Genomic DNA, 17,352 nt, shown 5'->3' on the forward strand with positions numbered 1-17,352 from the left:
ATGCCCTGCCCTTCCTCTTCGTCCCATGGATTGGAGTGGCAGTCATGCACGAAGTGAGACCCGAGGTACAGTAGACCCGGCCAGACAGCAGCCTGCCCGCGCGCGACCGCCATGAAGCGGCGTAACCTGTAGCCACATGAATCTCGCCAGCTTGTAGAAATTGACCAAGGCAGTGCGCCTACAAGTGGTCAAGCCATTACTGTTTGCCGGTATCCTTCCATCCACCACCCAACGCCAGGAACACCCCAATCTGCCCCAACACCACCTGGCTGTTGGCTGCCGCCAACTGCGCCCGCATGTCGGTGTAGGTCCGTGTCGCCTGCAAATCCGCCAGGAACGACTCACGTCCAGCCAGGTAATACCGGTGCGTCTGTTCAGCCGCTTCCTTGGCCGACTTTTCAGCCTCGGCCAGGGCATCTCGACGATCAAGCAGCGCGCTGTACTGGGCCAACCGCGTCTGGGTCTCGCGGATAGCGTTCAACACCACGCCATCGAAGTGCGCCAGTGCCGCCTGGGTCGAGGCTTCGGCCATGCGGATGCGGGCGCGGGTGCCGTTGGTGGGAATGGTCCAGCTGACCTGTGGCCCGAAGCCCCAGCGGTTGGTTGCAGGTTCGCCAAGATTCTCAAGAATGCCGATGGTGCCGACCTGGGCGCCGATGCTGATGTCCGGGTACAACGCGCCGGTGGCCACGCCGATGTTGGCCGTTGCAGCAGCCAGCTGACGTTCCGCCTGACGCACGTCGGGGCGGCGTTTGAGCAGTGCGGCGCCGTCACCCACCGGCACCCGCTGGGCAAGGTGCGGCAATTCCGCGCAATCGGCCGTCCCGGCCGGCAGTTGGTCGACCGGCTTGGCCAGCAGCGCCGCCAAGGTGTACAAGCCCGTCTCCCGCTCGGCCGTGAAGCGCGGCAACTCGGCGCGCAACGACTTGAACTGGGTTTGCGAACGGGTCACCTGGGTTTCGTCACCCCGGCCAGCATCGCGCAGGCGCTGGTTCAGCTCGACGCTCTGCTGCTGCAAATCCAGCGACTCACGGGCAATGTGGTACTCCTCGTTAGCCGAGCACACCTGGGTATAGGCCTTGACCACATCGGCCACCAGCGTGATACGGGCGGTATCGGCAGCGGCCTGCACGGCGTCGGCATTGGCCTTGGCCGCTTCGGTACCTCGCTTGAAGGTACCCCACAGGTCGAACTGGTAGGACGCGCTGATGATCGCTTCGCCGATGTTGGCCACCGGCACTTTTTCACTCAGCAGGAACGCTTCGCCGGACTCCTGCAAGCGCTGCGCGCCGAGCTTCACCCCCCCATTGAAACCACCCTGCGATTCAGCCACTTCAACCTGGGCACGGGCCTTGGCGATGTTGGCCGCCGCCACGCGCAGCTCGGTGTTGGCACTCAACGCCTGGCGCACCAACGCATTGAGCCGCTGATCCTGATACAGCTGCCACCAGTCCTCGGGCACCGGCGCCGATACCACGCTGTCGGCATCCTGGCGCAACGGGCCGTTGAGGTCGCGGCGCTGCAGTGCCGCGTCCTTCGGCACGTCATAGTCCGGGCCAACCATCATGCAGGCACCCAGAGACAGGCACAAACCGGCCAGGATCAACTGTTTCATGGGCGCTGGCCCTCGATGATCGAGACGGTCGCGGTGCGACCGGCGATCATGCGGAAGTCTTCCGGCACTTCGTCGAAGGCGATACGCACCGGAATCCGTTGGGCCAGGCGTACCCAGCTGAACGCAGGGTTGACGTTAGGCAGCAGGTTGGCACCGCTGCTGCGGTCGCGGTCTTCGATGGCGGCGGCGAAGCTCTGCACATGGCCGCGAAGACGGGTGTTGTCGCCCATCACGCGAATGTCCACGGCATCGCCGATGTGGATGCCACCGAGCTTGGTTTCCTCGAAGTAACCATCGACGTGGTACGAGGCACTGTCGACCACCGACAGCACTGGGCGGCCAGCAGTGACGAACTCATGATTTCGCGGCGCACGGTCGTTGAGGTACCCGTCCACAGGGCTGCGAACCACGGAGCGATCGAGGTTGAGCTGGGCGCTGTCGACCGCCACCTGGGCCTCGTTCACCGCCGAGCGGGCACGGGCCTCGCGGGACTGGCTTTCTTCCAACTGCTCGGCCGCCACCAGGTTGCCCAACTTGCGGTTACGCTGCGCCTCGCGGGAGGCCTGGGCCAGGGTTTCCGAACGCTCGGCCAGGGTCGCCTTGGCCTGGCGCAAGGCCAGGGTAAAGCGGTCCTGATCGATGGTGAACAGCACGTCGCCGCGCTTGACCACCTGGTTGTCGCGCACCTCGACCTTCTGGATCAACCCCGATACATCTGGGGCGATCTGGATCACGTCGGCGCGGATATGGCCGTCGCGGGTCCAGGGGGCGAACAGGTAGTACACCACCATCTGCCACACGAGCACGGCGGCGAAGCTCACTACCAGCAAGGTCAGGACCACGCGGCCCAGGGTCAGCAAAGGTTTTTTCATGGCAGCATCAGGTTTCGGCAAAAGTGGTCGACCGCGCCCAGCAGCACGGCATACAGGGCAACGTTGAACAACGCCCGGTGCCAGACCAGGCGGTAGAAATGCAGGCGCACCAGCACGGCGTGCACGCCCAGGAACAGCAAGTAGGTGAACACCATCATCACCAGCAGCGTGGGCAGGAATACCCCGCTGATATCCAGATCACCGATCACAGGGGCGCTCCATCGATGCCTTCGGGCAGTTGCGGTTGTTCGGTTGGTTCGAGCATGACCTCCACACCCGGCAACAAGGCCAGGCGCAGGCCGCTCAGGGCGTGCAGCAGATGCACGCGGGCATCGCCACGGTCGTTGTGCTCGTCCAGCGCCAGGCCCTGGCGGGCGTACTCCATGCTGCGCAGCAGTTCTGCTGGCGCATGCAGGCGGCGGTTGGCGCGCAGGCAGGCGGCGTAATGGGCACCGACTTCGTGGATCACCGTCTCAAGCCGCTCGCGGGCCTGTGGGCCGACACGGGGCATGTAGGCCAGCAGGTCGAGCAGGTTCAGGCCCACGCGCAGGTCACGCAGCGCCACGCCGCTGTCCTGTCCGGTCTGCGACAGGCGCGGCAGGTGCTGCATCAGGCGGTCGAGCATCTGCACGCCGACCTGGCGGTGTTCGGCCAAGGTCGCCGACTGGGTCATCTCGACAATGTCGCGCCAGGCGAACCGGGTCATGCGCTTGGCGGCCAGTTCCACGCCGAACGGACGCAGCAGCAGGGTCCAGATGAAGGCGAACAGCAAGCCAACGGGGCCGGCCAGGTTGGCGTTGATGAAGGTCAGGAAGTCCGCGTCGTAGGCGCCCTGGATGCTGATGAAGGTCGCGGTGTTGACGATGGTCAGCAAGGTGCCGAGATAGAAGCGCGGCTGCACCGTCAGCGTGCCGACGCAGATGAACGGAACGGCAAAGGCCAGTACCAACATCGGGAAGTCGTGCAGATTGGGCAGCACCAGGAACAGGTAGACACTGGAGAAAATCACCGACATCAGCGTCCAGAAGAAGAACCGGTAGATCTGCGGCGCGGGGTCGTCCATGGCGGCGAAGAAGCTGCAGGCAACGGCAGCAAGGATCACCGCGCTGCCACCATCGTTCCAGCCCAGCAGAATCCACAGGCCGCTGGCGACGATGATCGCGGTCACGGTGGAGAACACCGAATAGAGCATCAGGCCACGGTCGAAGAACGGGGTCAGGCGACCCAGGCGCCAATGACGGTAGGTGGCACGCCAAGGCGTGGCGTCATCCAGACGCAGGGCATGCTGCAGGGCGCAGCAATCCTGCCAGAGGTCGACCCACTCGGTCAGGCGATACAGCGCGTTGGACAGCAGCAACTCGGCGCGCTGATCCAGCGCCGCTGCGCTAGGTTGCAGGCGATCTATCTGTTCATGCAAGACGGTCCAGCGGGCCAGCGAGGCGTCCTTGGCGGTCCCTTCGAGCCACTGGCGGGCCGCGCCGAGCACCGGCTGCAATTGAGCGAACTGTGCCGGGGCCCGACCTTCGAGGGCGACCAGGGCATCGTCCAGGGCATCGATCACAGGCAGCAGGTGGATCATCCGCCCACGCAATTCACGCGCGTTCTTCAGGGTGTGAGGCCCGGCGCCTTCGTGGCCGAGCTGGCCGATCATCATTTCCAGGGTGTTGAAAGTCGCCACCATGGAAGCCCGCATGCCGCCTACCTTGTCGGCGGCGGCTTCGCGCGCCAGGTAAGTATCGCTGTAGCGGATCGCTTCGTTGAACCAATTGCCGGTCGAGCCGACCACCACCGGTGCCAGGCGGCGAGGCCAGAAGATTGCGCCCACCACCGCTGCACAGACGATACCCAGGCAGATTTCCTGTGCCCGTGAAGAGGCCACGTCGAACACCGCCGTAGGGTTGTCGACCACCGCCAGGGCGATCATCGGCAAGGTGTAGCCGGCCAGCATCAGCACATAGTTGTTGGCGGTGCGCAGGTTCAGCGAGAGGAACAGCAGGGTGCCGGTCCACAGCGCGATAGCGGTGCTCAACAGCAAGGGCGACTGGACCAGCGGCGGCACCAGAAAGATTGCCCCGCCCGCCCCAAGCAGGGTACCCAAGGCACGGTACAGCGCCTTGGAACTGGTCGGACCGACGAAGGGACTGGAGACGATGTAGACCGTGGCCATGGCCCAGTAGGGGCGTGGCAGCTCCATGTAGAGAGCGATGTACAGTGCGATCATCGACGCGGCAAAGGTACGCACGCCGTAGAACCAGTCGCGGGCCGGGGGCACTGAGCTGAAGAAACCGTTCATGCCACCCCGCCGACCGTGCCCAGACCAGCAGCCTCGAACGCGCCCAGCACCCGCAGGGTGGCTTCAAGATCTGCCTGGTCGATGCCGTGCAGTACGTCGCGACGCAGACGCACCAGCTCGGTTTCGATGGCCTCGGCCAGTGCGCGACCTTCAGCCGTGAGGCTCAAGGCCTTGGCGCGACGGTCCAGGGGGTCTTCGCTGCGGCACACCAGGCCGGCCTTGCACAGCTGGTCGAGCAGGCGCACCAGCGACGGGCTTTCCAGGCCCGCAGCCTGAGCCACCGCCACCTGGTGCACCCCATCGCCCAGGCGCACGATCATCAGCAAAGGCGCGGCACAGGCCTCGGAAATGCCGTAGCTGGTCAGCGCGGCATGGCAGATCCGCCGCCAATGGCGGGCGGCCACGACCATACCGCTACTGACTTTCAGGTGCAGTGCATCGAGCGTCATGAGAGAAACCGAACATATTCATAGTTTGCTAACTATCAATATACGCTTCGCCCTCCCCCTGTCGTCAACCGTGGGCGACGGACAGCCTGGATGAATTGTTTTTTATTCGGCAGTTCCCCGGGCCTGCTCGGGATATCGCCGCCAAGCCGGGCGGATCAGGTCTGTACCTGGTCCTCCAGCTTCATCGCCAGCGCCAGGCTACTGCCCAATCGCACCGCTCGGTCGCGCCAGTCGAGGTAACGCGCACTGTCGCTGCGGCTGAAATGTACGGCCAGCTCCTCGGCCGCTTGCATCACCCCCGCCGCCGCCGCCAGCTCCAGCCAGTACAAGGCCGCCTTCACATCGCGCGCCACCGTCAAGCCATGCAGCAGCCGGTACCCCACCTCGAACCGACAGCGCGCCTCACCCTGCTCGGCCCCCCGAAGAAACCACTGGTAGGCCTGGGGAAAGTCGACCTGCCAGGCCAACTGCTCATCGCAGACCTCTTCCTCGTACAGATCGGCCAGCGCAGCGGCAGCCTGCAAAACGCCGCGCTCGAACGCCTGTCGATAGCACTCGGCTGCTTGCACGTAGGAGGTCGCGACGCCCTTGCCGAAATAATGCTGCTGCCCGAGGTTGAACCAGGCCACCGGATGACCCTGCAATGCCGCCATGCGCAGCAGGTGTCCGGCCAGATCGGTATCGGCGTGCCAGTACTTGCCGTTGAGCCAGATCCAGCCCAGGTCATTGAGTGCGGCAACATTCCCTTGCAATGCCTGACGCCGGAGATCGTCGTACACCACTTGCACGTCGACCGCTTCGTCCAGACGGCTGACCAGTAACGCCCGTTGGCTGGGCATCCCAACGCCTGCGAACTGACGGAGCCGCCTCTGGGCGGGGATTGGAGACGAGAAGACCCGCTCAGGCAGAAGACGGGCGAGCAGCGAATGGATATTGCTGGCAGCAGACATGTTCATCCTCATTGAACGACCCACAGTCCCGACCTCGGCTGTGATGAGGCGTGATTCTGCGCGACACCACGACAGAACCTGTCGCGAACGATTCAAGCACAGGCAACCAAATGCACAATCGTTGATCTGATCAACCAATGGCCAATTGCCATGCCGCGCCCGTGCCGCCATCCTAGTGCGGCAAGCCTAGACAAGGACGTTTCTTTTGCCGTTCGCCACCACCCGCGCCACCCTTAGCCGTCAGTGGGCGCTGCTGCGCCAGCTACCCAGCCGCTCCCCCGGAACCACCAGCGCCGAACTGGTCTGGCGCCTGCGTGATGTAGGCTTCAATGTCAGCAAGCGCACGGTCGAGCGCGACCTTAACGAGCTGTCGCTGATCTTCCCGCTTGAGCGCAATGACAAGAGCATTCCGTTCGGTTGGCATTGGTCGGCCAATCCCGTGGGCGACCTGCGCGGCAACTTCGATCTGCAAGGGTACCTGCGTGGCGATGCCTTGCAGCCGCCACAGGGCGATGGCCTGGAAGTGCAACTATGGATCAGCGACACGCTGGCACGCCAACTGCGTGAGTCCCCGCTGTGTGCCGACATGCGACTGACAGCCCTCGACCAGGGGCACCGGCTGCAGGCCACCTTAAGTGATGGCTGGCCGCTGCGATGGTGGCTGTTGAGCCAGGGCGACCAGATCGAAGTGGAGCTGCCGATCGAATTGCGGCAGGAAGTTGCCAACACCTTGAACAAGGCAGCAGCGCGCTACCAGGGCTGAACGAAAAAGCCGGCCCCTGCGACAGGGGCCGGCCTCATCCTTCAAGCGCTTTGGCGTTATTTGCCGGCGGTGAGGGCGTTGTAGGTGGTGATCAGGTTGCGGTAGTCCGGGATGTGGTTCGAGCACAGCGCCGCCAGACCCTCGATGTCGTTGCGCCAGTCGCGGTGCAGCTCACAGGCCACGCCGAACCAGGTCATCATTTGCGCACCCGCCTGGCTCATGCGGTTGTGGGCAGCATCGCGGGTCATCTCGTTGAAGGTGCCCGAAGCGTCGGTCACCACGAACACATCGAATTCTTCCTCCAGGGCCGACAGCGCCGGGAACGCCACGCACACTTCGGTCACCACGCCAGCGATGATCAGCTGCTTCTTGCCGGTGGCCTTCACCGCCTTGACGAAGTCTTCGTTGTCCCAGGCGTTGATCTGACCAGGGCGGGCAATGTACGGGGCATCCGGGAACAGCGCCTTGAGTTCCGGTACCAGTGGGCCGTTGGGGCCTTGCTCGAAGCTGGTGGTGAGAATGGTCGGCAGGTTGAAGAACTTGGCCAGGTCCGCCAGGGCCAGCACGTTGTTCTTGAACGTGTCCGGCTCGATGTCGCGCACCAGGGACAGCAGGCCAGCCTGGTGGTCGACCAGCAGCACGGCAGCGTCGTCTTTGTTCAGGCGGTTGTATTTGAACTGGGTCATGGTCGTCGCTCCTAAGGGGTTCTGATCTTCAGTAAGTGGGGTGTTTCGCGTTGATGAGCAAAGATTAGATTCATCACCTTTGGCGCGGTAGACTGCGAAAATTGCCCTTAGCGTTCCATTTGGAGAACGATCATTGGAAGACCTCAACTCCCTCTACTACTTCACCCAAGTGGTCGAGCACGGTGGATTCGCTCCCGCAGGGCGAGCGCTGGACATGCCCAAATCCAAGCTCAGCCGGCGCATCGCCGACCTTGAGGACCGCCTGGGTGTGCGCTTGTTGCACCGCACCAGCCGGCACTGTTCGCTGACCGAGATCGGCCAGGCCTACTACAACCGATGCCTGGCCATGCGGGTCGAGGCCGAAGGCGCAGCGGAGATCATCGAACGCAACCGCAGCGAACCACGCGGTCTGGTGCGCATCAGCTGCCCGACCACGCTGCTCAACTCCTGGGTCGGCCCCATGCTGACCCGCTACATGCTCAAGTACCCGCAAGTGGAGCTGTTCATCGAGAGCACCAACCGCCGCGTCGACCTGCTTCATGAAGGTTTCGACGTCGCCCTGCGCGTGCGTTTTCCACCGCTGGAGAACACCGACATGGTGATGAAGGTGCTGAGCAACAGCACCCAGTGCCTGGTCGGGCACCCAGCCTTTCTGGAACAACTGCCAGAGGGCTTCGACCCGCGAAAACTCGGCGAACTTCCCAGCCTGCATTGGGGCAGCGCCCAGCGCGAGTATCAGTGGGAACTGTTCCAGGGCGAGGACATGACGCACAGCCTGGTGATCCCGCATACACCGCGCATGGTCACTGACGACTTGTTCGCGCTACGCCACTTCGTCGTGGCTGGCGTGGGTATCGCCCACTTGCCACGGGTAGCGGTGCGCGAGGACCTGGCCGAGGGGCGGCTGGTGGAGTTGCTGCCGCAGTGGCACCCGCGCTGCGGTATCGTGCACGCGATCTTCCCGTCGCGGCGGGGCTTGCTGCCTTCGGTGCGGTCGTTGATCGATCATCTGGCGGAAGAGTTCGCGGCCAGCGACATGGCTTGATTCGGGTTCCCCTGGCCTTATCGCCGGCAAGCAGGCTCCTACGGGAGCGGCCCGATGCCTCTTGCCCGTGATGAGGCCAGCACACCCATACAAGAACCTCACGCGTCGCTGGTGCACAGTCCCGGCTCATGCATAACGGAACCTTACCTCCTCGCGCCCTGCTGATCGCCTTCGCCGCCCTCGGCCCTGCTTTTGCACTGGCCGACGAGCCAGGCTGGTCACTGCTCAGCCGCAACTATTTCTTGCACAGTGACTTCCGCTCGCCGTCACCCAGCGGCCAAAGCTATCGCCAGGAATGGGCCCAGGGTTTCATCGGTGAAATTCGCTCGGGCTTCACCGAGGGCACGGTCGGCCTCGGTGTGGATGCCCACGGTTTCCTGGGGCTCAAGCTCGACGGTGGACGCGGTCACGCCGGCACGGGTCTGTTGCCCCGAGACAGCGACGGGCGCGCTGAGTCTGACTACTCCAGCGCAGGCGCTGCGCTGAAAATGCGCCTGGGCAACACCGTGCTGCGCTATGGCGAAATGACAGTGGAAACGCCAGTGTTCGATACCGGCGATAAGCGCCTGCACCCGGAGTACGCCACAGGCTGGCTACTGGAAAACACCGACTTAACCGACTGGCGCGTGCAAGCCGGGCGATTCACCGCGTTCAATAATCAAGACAACAGTTCGACGCACGACGACTTCGCCGGCTACGGCGCCAGCACCCATGGGCGCGCGATCAGCCTGGCGGGTGTCACTTTCGCCCCCAACGGTCCGTTTGGCGGAGCACTGTTCGCCTCGCAGCTGCAGGACACCTGGAACCAGGCCTACCTCAACCTGAACCTGGCGGAAGGCCGCTGGCGGCTGGACGGCAACCTCTATCACACCCGCGATACCGGTGCAGCCAGTGCAGGCAACATCGACACCCTGGCTTACAGTCTGGCGGCCAAGTACAGAGCCGGCGCCCAGGCCGTGACCCTTGCCTATCAGAAGGTCGAGGGCGACACCCCGTTCGACTTCGTCGGCGGCGACTCCATCTACCTCGCCAACTCGATCAAGTATGCAGACTTCAACGGACCCGGCGAACGCTCGTGGCAACTGCGCTACGACCTGGATTTCGCCACCCTCGGTGTGCCGGGCCTGAGCGTGATGGGGCGCTACGTCAGCGGGCGCGGCATCGATGGCAGCCATGCTCCGGCGGCGGGTGCCTATGTGTCGCAACAGGGCAAAGGAGGGCGCCACTGGGAGCGTGACCTGGACCTCAAGTACGTGGTGCAGTCCGGCGCTGCCAAGGACCTCGGCGTGTCGCTGTCCCACGTCAGCCATCGCGCCAACGAGGCCCAGGCGGGCGACGATATCGACCGCCTGTACCTCATCATCGAATACCCGCTCAAAGGGGTTTTCTGAACTGAATCGCTGGCAAGCCGGCACCTACAAGATCGTATAGGCGCCAGGTTGCCAACGGAGGGGGCCCTGATGGCCCCCGCTTACCTCAGAACGCGAAGCACGAACAACCCAACGCTCCCCAGAAGCCCTGGAAGTCACTGACCGGCACACTGGAATGGCGAGCCTTCTCATGACTGTGGGCATGCACCCCACATGGGCCAACGCACTGGTGCAAGGCCGCCGCCATTGGCGCGCCGGCACGCCAGTGCCCTGGCACCTTGGCCACTGGCGACCACTCTGGCAGCACGGGCACCTGCGCCGGGCCGAGCTTGTCGAACTCTGCCGCGCCGTACACCACCTTGCCATCGACGATGGTCAGCACCGACTCGATCCCTTTGATGGCTTCTTCCTCGACGCTGAAGAAGTCCAGCGACAGTGCGGCCAGGTCTGCCAGCTGGCCGACCTTGATCTGACCTTTCTTGCCCTGCTCGCTGGAGAACCAGGCGCTGCCATGGGTGAACAACTGCAGTGCGGTCTCGCGGCTCAGGCCTTCGGGGTACAACTCCAGGCCTCCAACGGTCTTGCCGCTGACCAGCCAGTACAGCGAGGTCCATGGGTTGTAACTGGACACGCGGGTCGCATCGGTACCGGCCCCGACGGGGATACCTTCGGCCAGCATGCGCTGGATCGGCGGGGTCTTCTCGGCGGCCTTGGCGCCATAGCGGTCGACGAAATACTCGCCCTGGAAGGCCATGCGGTCTTGAATCGCGATGCCACCGCCCAGGGCGCGCACGCGCTCGATGTTCTTCGGCGAGATGGTTTCGGCATGGTCGAAGAACCACGGCAGGCCGTTGAACGGGATGTCGCGGTTGACCTTCTCGAACACGTCGAGCATGCGCGAGATCGACTCATCATAGGTGGCGTGCAGGCGGAACGGCCAACGCTGCTCAACCAGGTGACGCACCACCGGTTCGAGCTCTTGCTCCATGGTCTGCGGCAGGTCAGGGCGCGGTTCGAGGAAGTCTTCGAAGTCGGCGGCGGAGAACACCAGCATTTCGCCGGCACCGTTGTGGCGGAAGAAGTCCGTGCCGTCGCCCGGCTTGACCTTGGTGGTCCAGTTCTTGAAGTCCGCCAGCTCTTCCTTGGGCTTTTGGGTGAACAGGTTGTAGGCAATCCGCACGGTCAACTGGTCATTGTCGGCCAGCTCTTGGATGACCTGGTAGTCGTCCGGGTAGTTCTGGTAACCACCGCCGGCATCGATGGCGCTGGTCAAGCCCAGGCGGTTGAGCTCACGCATGAACTGACGGGTCGAGTTGACCTGGTATTCCAGCGGCAGCTTCGGCCCCTTGGCCAGGGTGGCATACAGGATAGTGGCGTTGGGACGAGCGATCAGCATGCCGGTCGGGTTGCCGAACTTGTCGCGCTGGATCTCGCCACCTGGCGGGTTCGGCGTATCCTTGGTGTAGCCCACGGCCCTGAGCGCTGCGCGATTGAGCAGCGCACGGTCGTAGAGGTGCAACAGGAACACCGGGGTGTCGGGTGCGGCCTGGTTGATTTCCTCCAGGGTCGGCATGCGTTTTTCAGCGAACTGGAATTCGTTCCAGCCGCCCACCACCCTCACCCACTGCGGGCTTGGCGTACGCTCGGCCTGATCCTTGAGCATGCGCAGGGCATCGGCCAGCGATGGCACGCCTTCCCAACGCAGTTCGAGGTTGTAGTTCAGGCCACCTCGGATCAGGTGCAGGTGCGAGTCATTGAGGCCGGGGATCACGGTGCGTTGCTTGAGGTCGATGATCTGCGTGGCGGAGCCCTTGTGGGCCATGGCCTCGGCGTCGTTGCCCACGGCGATGAAGCGGCCATCCTTGATGGCGACGGCAGTCGCGGTGGGCTTTTCGCGGTCAACGGTGTGCAGTTTGCCGTTGAACAGAATCAGGTCGGCGATCATGGAACCTCCTTGGGTCGATGCGTGAGCGGAACCGGCTTGGCCGGTGAAGGGCAATGCGGACCAGAGCGCGCCAGCGGCACCGAGCAGGGTGCTGGTGGCGATGAACTGGCGACGGGTCTTGTCGTTGGGGTCCTGGGACATGGTCTTCTCCGTCTGGCTGGGGCGGCAGGCGACTGCCGAGCATGCCGGTTCGCGCCGGGCTAAGGATTGGATGGATGTGCGGTGAAGTGGTTGAAGACTAGCAACCACTCGGATTCGTGCCGCCTGCCCCAGCCCTTTGGCCGGCAAGCCGACTCCCGCGGATCCCAGTGACGACACGATCGATGCGGGAGCCGACTCGCTGGCGATGGGCCGCACAGCGGCCCCGCCTTCAGCGCTGCAGGAACGCCAGCAGGTCTTCGTTCAGCTGTTGCGCATGGGTCACCGCAAAGCCGTGCGGTGCACCGCTGTACACCTTCAACTCGGCCCCACGGATCAGTTCCGCGGCACGCTTGCCGGTGGTCTCGAACGGCACGATCTGGTCGTCATCCCCGTGGATTACCAGGGTTGGCACATCGATCTTGGCCATATCCGGACGGAAGTCGGTCTCGGAGAATGCCGTCACGCAATCGAGGGTGCCCTTGATCGACGCCATCAGGGCGATATTCAGGGTCTGGGTCTGCACGCCCTGAGATACCTGCTGCCCATGGTTCAGGCCATAGAATGGCGTGGCGAAGTCGGCGATGAACTGTGCGCGATCGGCGCGCAGGCCAGCCTTGATGCCTTCGAACACCGAAAGGTCGACACCCTCCTGGTTGCTTTCGATCTTGCCAAACACTGGCGTCACCGCCCCCAGCAGCACCAGGCCGGCAACGCGCGCGCTACCGTGACGGGCGATGTAGCGGCTGACATCGCCACCGCCCATCGAGAAGCCCACCAGGGTTACCTCGCGCAGGTCGAGGTGTTCGATCAGTTGTGCGATGTCATCGGCGAAGGTGTCGTAGTCATAACCGGTCCACGGCTGATCGGAGCGGCCAAACCCTCGACGGTCGAAGGCGATGGCACGGTAGCCACGGCTGGCCAGGTACTCCATCTGCGAATCCCACATGTCGGCGTCCAGCGGCCAACCGTGGCTGAACAGTACAGGCTTGCCGCTGCCCCAGTCCTTGTAATAGATCGAAGTGCCATCGCGGGTGACGAGTGTGCTCATGTCGGTATCTCCTTGAAAGTCTGCAGGTGAGGTGTGAATCAGCCGCGCAGCCACTTGGCGCAGCGGCGGGTTACCCAAGGCATGATGTAGAACACCACGGGCAGGATGACGAACAGGTTGACGATCAGGTTGCTGGTAACCCGGCCGCCCAACAGCGGGAAGTGCGCGAACAAGGGTGCCAGCAGTTGAGGAATGACCAGAGTCATCGGACAGATCACCAGGTAGGTCAGCAGCGCCTGCTTCCAACGCGGCGGCGGTGCAACGCTGGTGCTGGGCGGGGTGAACCAGAACTCGGGATCTTCGTGGACCTGGGTGTGGTCACCGTCTTCGAGCAGCGGCAGCACCTCTTCGACCAGCGCCTGGCGTTCGGCCGAGTTGACCCAGGCCTGCAACAGACTGGCATCGGCAAAGCGAACCACGGTGGTGAAGTGGCGCCCACCGTCGTCGGGGCGAATGACATTGACATCCAGGTGCCCCGGCTGACGGCGCGCGGTGCTGACCGTGCGCTTTAGCCACGCCTCGTAGCCCGCCAGCGACTCGGCGCGGACCTTGTGTTGGATGACCAGGGTCACCACGTTGCGGTTGTCTTGGAATGCGGTGTTCATCGGCGTTCCTTGGGATGAGCTTGCCCGCATCCACTGTGCAACGGCGGACGGGCTGAGGATTGGATGGGTGTGCTGCCTTGCCCGGGCACCGATGCTTGGTGCCCGGGCGGCGGGGCTTACTTGCCGGCGGTGAGGGCGTTGTAGGTGGTGATCAGGTTGCGGTAGTCCGGGATGTGGTTCGAGCACAGTGCCGCCAAGCCTTCGATATCGTTGCGCCAGTCGCGGTGCAGCTCACAGGCCACGCCGAACCAGGTCATCATTTGCGCACCCGCCTGGCTCATGCGGTTGTGGGCAGCATCGCGGGTCATCTCGTTGAAGGTGCCCGAAGCGTCGGTCACCACGAACACATCGAATTCTTCCTCCAGGGCCGACAGCGCCGGGAACGCCACGCACACTTCGGTCACCACGCCAGCGATGATCAGCTGCTTCTTGCCGGTGGCCTTCACCGCCTTGACGAAGTCTTCGTTGTCCCAGGCGTTGATCTGACCAGGGCGGGCAATGTACGGGGCATCCGGGAACAGCGCCTTGAGTTCCGGTACCAGTGGGCCGTTGGGGCCTTGCTCGAAGCTGGTGGTGAGAATGGTCGGCAGGTTGAAGAACTTGGCCAGGTCCGCCAGGGCCAGCACGTTGTTCTTGAACGTGTCCGGCTCGATGTCGCGCACCAGGGACAGCAGGCCAGCCTGGTGGTCGACCAGCAGCACGGCAGCGTCGTCTTTGTTCAGGCGGTTGTATTTGAACTGGGTCATGGTCGTCGCTCCTAAGGGGTTCTGATCTTCAGTAAGTGGGGTGTTTCGCGTTGATGGGAGAAGATTAAAACCAGACCCTTTGGCGCGGAAGATAGTGAATTTTGGCTTTAGCGTTCCATTATGTGAACGATCTGAGCACACCGTTACAAGCGTTGCCTACCCGCTCGGCTCCACGCACACGACATACTTTTGGATACCTTCACCCTAAAAGCAGGACCTTTCCTACAGGTCAATCTGCATCTTGCGTAAGGCATGTCTTAAGCGCTGCCCCGCCCGAAAATAGGGGCCTTCAGAGTGATAGCTTGCCGGATTCACATCTCAGGGAATCGAGACATGAATCAGCGCACCAACATTTTCGGTAACGGCCAAGGCCTCGACGGCGACGTCACCACCACAGGTGCCACGTGCATCGCCAGCCATTCCCGGGGCACGTTCAATGGCCGCCGGTGGTTGATCGAAGGCGACCGAACTACCGCCTGCCCACGCTGTGGTGAGGAAGGCGTCATCATCGAAGGCGAGCAACGTTGGATGCAGGACGGTCGGCCCACCGCCGTGGACGGCTCGCTGGTCAAGTGCGGCTGCCCGTTGGGCAGCAACCGCGTGTTGGCGCCGTTGAATCAGGGCCCTGCACCGCGTCGCATGACGGCGGCTGGAACCGTTGTCGAGGCACAAGCCCCAGCCCAGGCAACCCCGCACGTGAACAGGTACCGGCCTTCGGCATTTCAATCATCGACCGCGCCTCAAGGCATGGAGCCTGGCTTCTATATCGTGCCGCGGTGCATGACCTACCAGGAGGTTCTGATTGAGCTCGGCGCGCAGCAGGCGAACCTGCCGAGCTCGATTCTGCAGCGCCTGAACCCGACTTATCAGCAAGGGTTCAAGGCAGGAGAGATCTTCGTCATCGGCGACGGCCTGAGCCGACCGGTTTGCACCCGTGAAGAGCTGTATTCGATGAGCGCGGCAAAACAGGCGCGGGAGGCATTGGCAAGCCTGACGCCGGAAGAGGCCGAGTTCATGATGCAACATCAGGCCGACATTGCCGGATTGCTTGGTGAGGTGAGCCAGGCGATGGGGGTGAGCGAGGCGATGCTGGCAAAGTCGCTGGACGAACTGGGTCTTATATTGCGAAAGATTGAAGAACTGCATCAGCAGCAGTTTGCCAAGTACGGACACCTGCATAGCAAAGAGTTTTTTGAAGAACGCATGAAGCTACTCAAGCAATTAAATACAATTTTGAAAGCGACCGTTCTGAACAAGCGCCTTAACCTTGGAAATTATGAAACCCTACGCCGACACCTCGGAATTTCGTCAAAAAGCCTGGTGCACCACTGGAGTAAAATAGGGGCGCCAGGCCAGATTCCCGGCTATTCGACACACCTCAATAAGCTGGCAAGCATCTCTAAGTATTTGAAGGCAGGAGGACGTCTAGGCGTTGCTATCGGAGGGGTTGGTTCGGCCATGAAAGTTGCCGACGTATGCCGAGCGGGTAATACAAGAGCCTGTGAAAAAGTCAAGATCACTGAGGCGGGAAATTTTTCCGGCGGTTTAGCCGGGGGCTGGATTGGAGGTAGAGCAGGATCAAAATTGGCTGCGACAGTTTGCATTAGACCGGGTGCCGGCGCCTTGATATGCGGAATAGCAGTAACTGGATTAGGAGTCTATGTCGGCAGCACACAAGGGATGGACGGCGGAGAAGTACTTGGGGAAATACTTTTCGAGGCCTTTCAAGATGATTGATAACCTCGACTTCAAGGTAAAATTATTCTCATTGGCCGCTCCTTTCTTCATAGGCTTGATCGGGCTGGCAATGGATATCCATATCGCCTGCACTCGCCACTATAAAATAATGACGTCAGCACTTCAAAGAAGCCCATGCCTGTCATACGCCACAACGCTTTGGGGAGAGACCAGTTTACGTTCGAGAGTACTCGTTATTTCCATGATAGCCGGCACCCTCACATCTCCTAAATTCTGCATTCGCAGAGGTTCACTAGACGCGCAAGACTACAGGGCGTTCCCTCACCGCCTCAAAAAAAGACTCATTATATCCTCGCAATTAAACGTAGCCGCATGCATCTGGCTAACTTTCAATCATTTCTTCATGTAACTTTCGCGGCGGGAGCAACAAATTGAACAAACCCCTGACACATAACACCGAGCAACAATCACACCTACCCAATGATCGCACTCAGTTTCACGTAGTCTCTATATCAAAATACGCAATCATGGGGGTATTCACCCTTGGCCTTTACATCGCATACTGCAATTATCGACACTGGCTACATATTCGAGGCCAACGCGGATTAAAACTCACTCCGCTGCTGTGCACGCTATTTGGCGGACTCACAATGTATAGGTTAATGAAAAACATAGTCGCCCGCAGCCGCGAGGTGAATCAATCTGTCGAAGGTACTGCACTCGGCGTCACGTTGATGTGGTGGATTCCCTATTTGGTCACGCTGTCTTGGGATTTGTTTAATCCCGAGAATTTCCTTAACAGCCTACCCCTGATGGTCAGGTTTTTGATGACTATCACTCTCGTCTTTGCGATCGCGACCTTTGGCACCGTTTCACTGTTGAGAATTCAGCAAGCCGCCAATGCATGTGCAGGTGATCCACTGGGACTGGAAAACTCTAAAATCACCTGGGTTAATATTTTCTGGATAATGATCAGCTGGTTGCCGATCACCGCCATTTTCGTCTACGTGGCAGGTCACGCAGCGCTGATTTGACCCCAACATTTACCTAGTGTCCTGTCTCGGAAATAAGCTCTTCACTTTTGGCGGCGTCCTGGGCTTTCGGCCTGCGTTGCCACTCCTCGCCA

General features: G+C 62.0%; 16 protein-coding genes. 5 read left to right on the plus strand and 11 right to left on the minus strand.

The window, feature by feature from the left end; all coding sequences use genetic code 11:
* Nucleotides 1-196 precede the first annotated feature (196 nt).
* The 6 genes from IF103_RS23900 to IF103_RS23925 form a co-directional block, all read right to left on the minus strand.
* On the minus strand, nucleotides 197-1,615 hold the full coding sequence (locus IF103_RS23900) for an efflux transporter outer membrane subunit (protein ID WP_023382986.1): 1,419 nt from the start codon (nucleotides 1,613-1,615) through the stop codon (nucleotides 197-199).
* Nucleotides 1,612-2,487: an efflux RND transporter periplasmic adaptor subunit gene (locus tag IF103_RS23905; protein ID WP_023382987.1), complete on the minus strand. Its 876-nt coding sequence runs from the start codon at nucleotides 2,485-2,487 to the stop codon at nucleotides 1,612-1,614. The genes IF103_RS23900 and IF103_RS23905 overlap by 4 nt, the downstream gene beginning before the upstream one ends.
* A complete protein-coding gene (locus IF103_RS23910; protein WP_023382988.1) occupies nucleotides 2,484-2,696 on the minus strand; it encodes a DUF1656 domain-containing protein in 213 nt (70 codons plus the stop codon). The genes IF103_RS23905 and IF103_RS23910 overlap by 4 nt, the downstream gene beginning before the upstream one ends.
* Nucleotides 2,693-4,780 carry an FUSC family protein gene (locus IF103_RS23915; RefSeq protein ID WP_104883123.1) on the minus strand — a complete coding sequence of 696 codons (2,088 nt, stop codon included), beginning with the start codon at nucleotides 4,778-4,780 and terminating at the stop codon, nucleotides 2,693-2,695. Before IF103_RS23915 ends, IF103_RS23910 begins: the two co-directional genes overlap by 4 nt.
* Nucleotides 4,777-5,229 (minus strand): MarR family winged helix-turn-helix transcriptional regulator, encoded by a 453-nt coding sequence (locus tag IF103_RS23920; protein ID WP_023382990.1) that lies wholly within the window; start codon nucleotides 5,227-5,229, stop codon nucleotides 4,777-4,779. The genes IF103_RS23915 and IF103_RS23920 overlap by 4 nt, the downstream gene beginning before the upstream one ends.
* Before the next feature lie 155 nt (nucleotides 5,230-5,384).
* Complete coding sequence (locus tag IF103_RS23925) at nucleotides 5,385-6,179, minus strand: tetratricopeptide repeat protein (protein WP_104883122.1); 795 nt, start codon at nucleotides 6,177-6,179, stop codon at nucleotides 5,385-5,387.
* Between the two features lie 205 nt (nucleotides 6,180-6,384).
* On the opposite strand from IF103_RS23925, the gene IF103_RS23930 reads away from it, so the two are divergent.
* Nucleotides 6,385-6,942: a WYL domain-containing protein gene (locus tag IF103_RS23930; protein ID WP_023382992.1), complete on the plus strand. Its 558-nt coding sequence runs from the start codon at nucleotides 6,385-6,387 to the stop codon at nucleotides 6,940-6,942.
* A gap of 56 nt (nucleotides 6,943-6,998) precedes the next feature.
* Here IF103_RS23930 and ycaC (IF103_RS23935) read toward each other — a convergent pair whose 3' ends face one another.
* Nucleotides 6,999-7,628: an isochorismate family cysteine hydrolase YcaC gene (gene ycaC, locus IF103_RS23935; protein WP_023382993.1), complete on the minus strand. Its 630-nt coding sequence runs from the start codon at nucleotides 7,626-7,628 to the stop codon at nucleotides 6,999-7,001.
* A 133-nt stretch (nucleotides 7,629-7,761) separates the two neighbouring features.
* On the opposite strand from ycaC (IF103_RS23935), the gene IF103_RS23940 reads away from it, so the two are divergent.
* Both IF103_RS23940 and IF103_RS23945 read left to right on the plus strand, forming a co-directional pair.
* On the plus strand, nucleotides 7,762-8,673 hold the full coding sequence (locus tag IF103_RS23940; RefSeq protein ID WP_023382994.1) for a LysR substrate-binding domain-containing protein: 912 nt from the start codon (nucleotides 7,762-7,764) through the stop codon (nucleotides 8,671-8,673).
* A gap of 128 nt (nucleotides 8,674-8,801) precedes the next feature.
* Nucleotides 8,802-10,064 carry an OprD family porin gene (locus tag IF103_RS23945; protein ID WP_027907843.1) on the plus strand — a complete coding sequence of 421 codons (1,263 nt, stop codon included), beginning with the start codon at nucleotides 8,802-8,804 and terminating at the stop codon, nucleotides 10,062-10,064.
* 85 nt (nucleotides 10,065-10,149) lie between these two features.
* Here the strand turns inward: IF103_RS23945 and IF103_RS23950 are convergent, their stop codons facing one another.
* The 4 genes from IF103_RS23950 to ycaC (IF103_RS23965) all read right to left on the minus strand — a co-directional run bounded on the left by IF103_RS23950 (nucleotide 10,150) and on the right by ycaC (IF103_RS23965) (nucleotide 14,528).
* Complete coding sequence (locus IF103_RS23950; RefSeq protein WP_104882325.1) at nucleotides 10,150-11,988, minus strand: amidohydrolase; 1,839 nt, start codon at nucleotides 11,986-11,988, stop codon at nucleotides 10,150-10,152.
* A 370-nt stretch (nucleotides 11,989-12,358) separates the two neighbouring features.
* Nucleotides 12,359-13,177 carry an alpha/beta fold hydrolase gene (locus IF103_RS23955; protein ID WP_023382997.1) on the minus strand — a complete coding sequence of 273 codons (819 nt, stop codon included), beginning with the start codon at nucleotides 13,175-13,177 and terminating at the stop codon, nucleotides 12,359-12,361.
* 38 nt (nucleotides 13,178-13,215) lie between these two features.
* Entirely contained in the window at nucleotides 13,216-13,782 is a 567-nt protein-coding gene (locus IF103_RS23960) for an antibiotic biosynthesis monooxygenase (RefSeq protein ID WP_023382998.1), read from the minus strand.
* Between the two features lie 116 nt (nucleotides 13,783-13,898).
* Nucleotides 13,899-14,528, minus strand: coding sequence for an isochorismate family cysteine hydrolase YcaC (gene ycaC, locus IF103_RS23965; RefSeq protein ID WP_023382993.1), 630 nt, complete (start codon nucleotides 14,526-14,528; stop codon nucleotides 13,899-13,901).
* A gap of 333 nt (nucleotides 14,529-14,861) precedes the next feature.
* Between ycaC (IF103_RS23965) and IF103_RS23970 the strand changes: the two genes are divergently transcribed.
* Complete coding sequence (locus IF103_RS23970) at nucleotides 14,862-16,265, plus strand: PAAR domain-containing protein (RefSeq protein ID WP_023382999.1); 1,404 nt, start codon at nucleotides 14,862-14,864, stop codon at nucleotides 16,263-16,265.
* A 392-nt stretch (nucleotides 16,266-16,657) separates the two neighbouring features.
* Nucleotides 16,658-17,260: a hypothetical protein gene (locus tag IF103_RS23975; RefSeq protein ID WP_252189424.1), complete on the plus strand. Its 603-nt coding sequence runs from the start codon at nucleotides 16,658-16,660 to the stop codon at nucleotides 17,258-17,260.
* The last annotated feature ends 92 nt before the right edge of the window (nucleotides 17,261-17,352 follow it).

The organism is Pseudomonas sp. SK2, from assembly GCF_016772395.1.
Lineage (GTDB): Bacteria > Pseudomonadota > Gammaproteobacteria > Pseudomonadales > Pseudomonadaceae > Aquipseudomonas > Aquipseudomonas taiwanensis.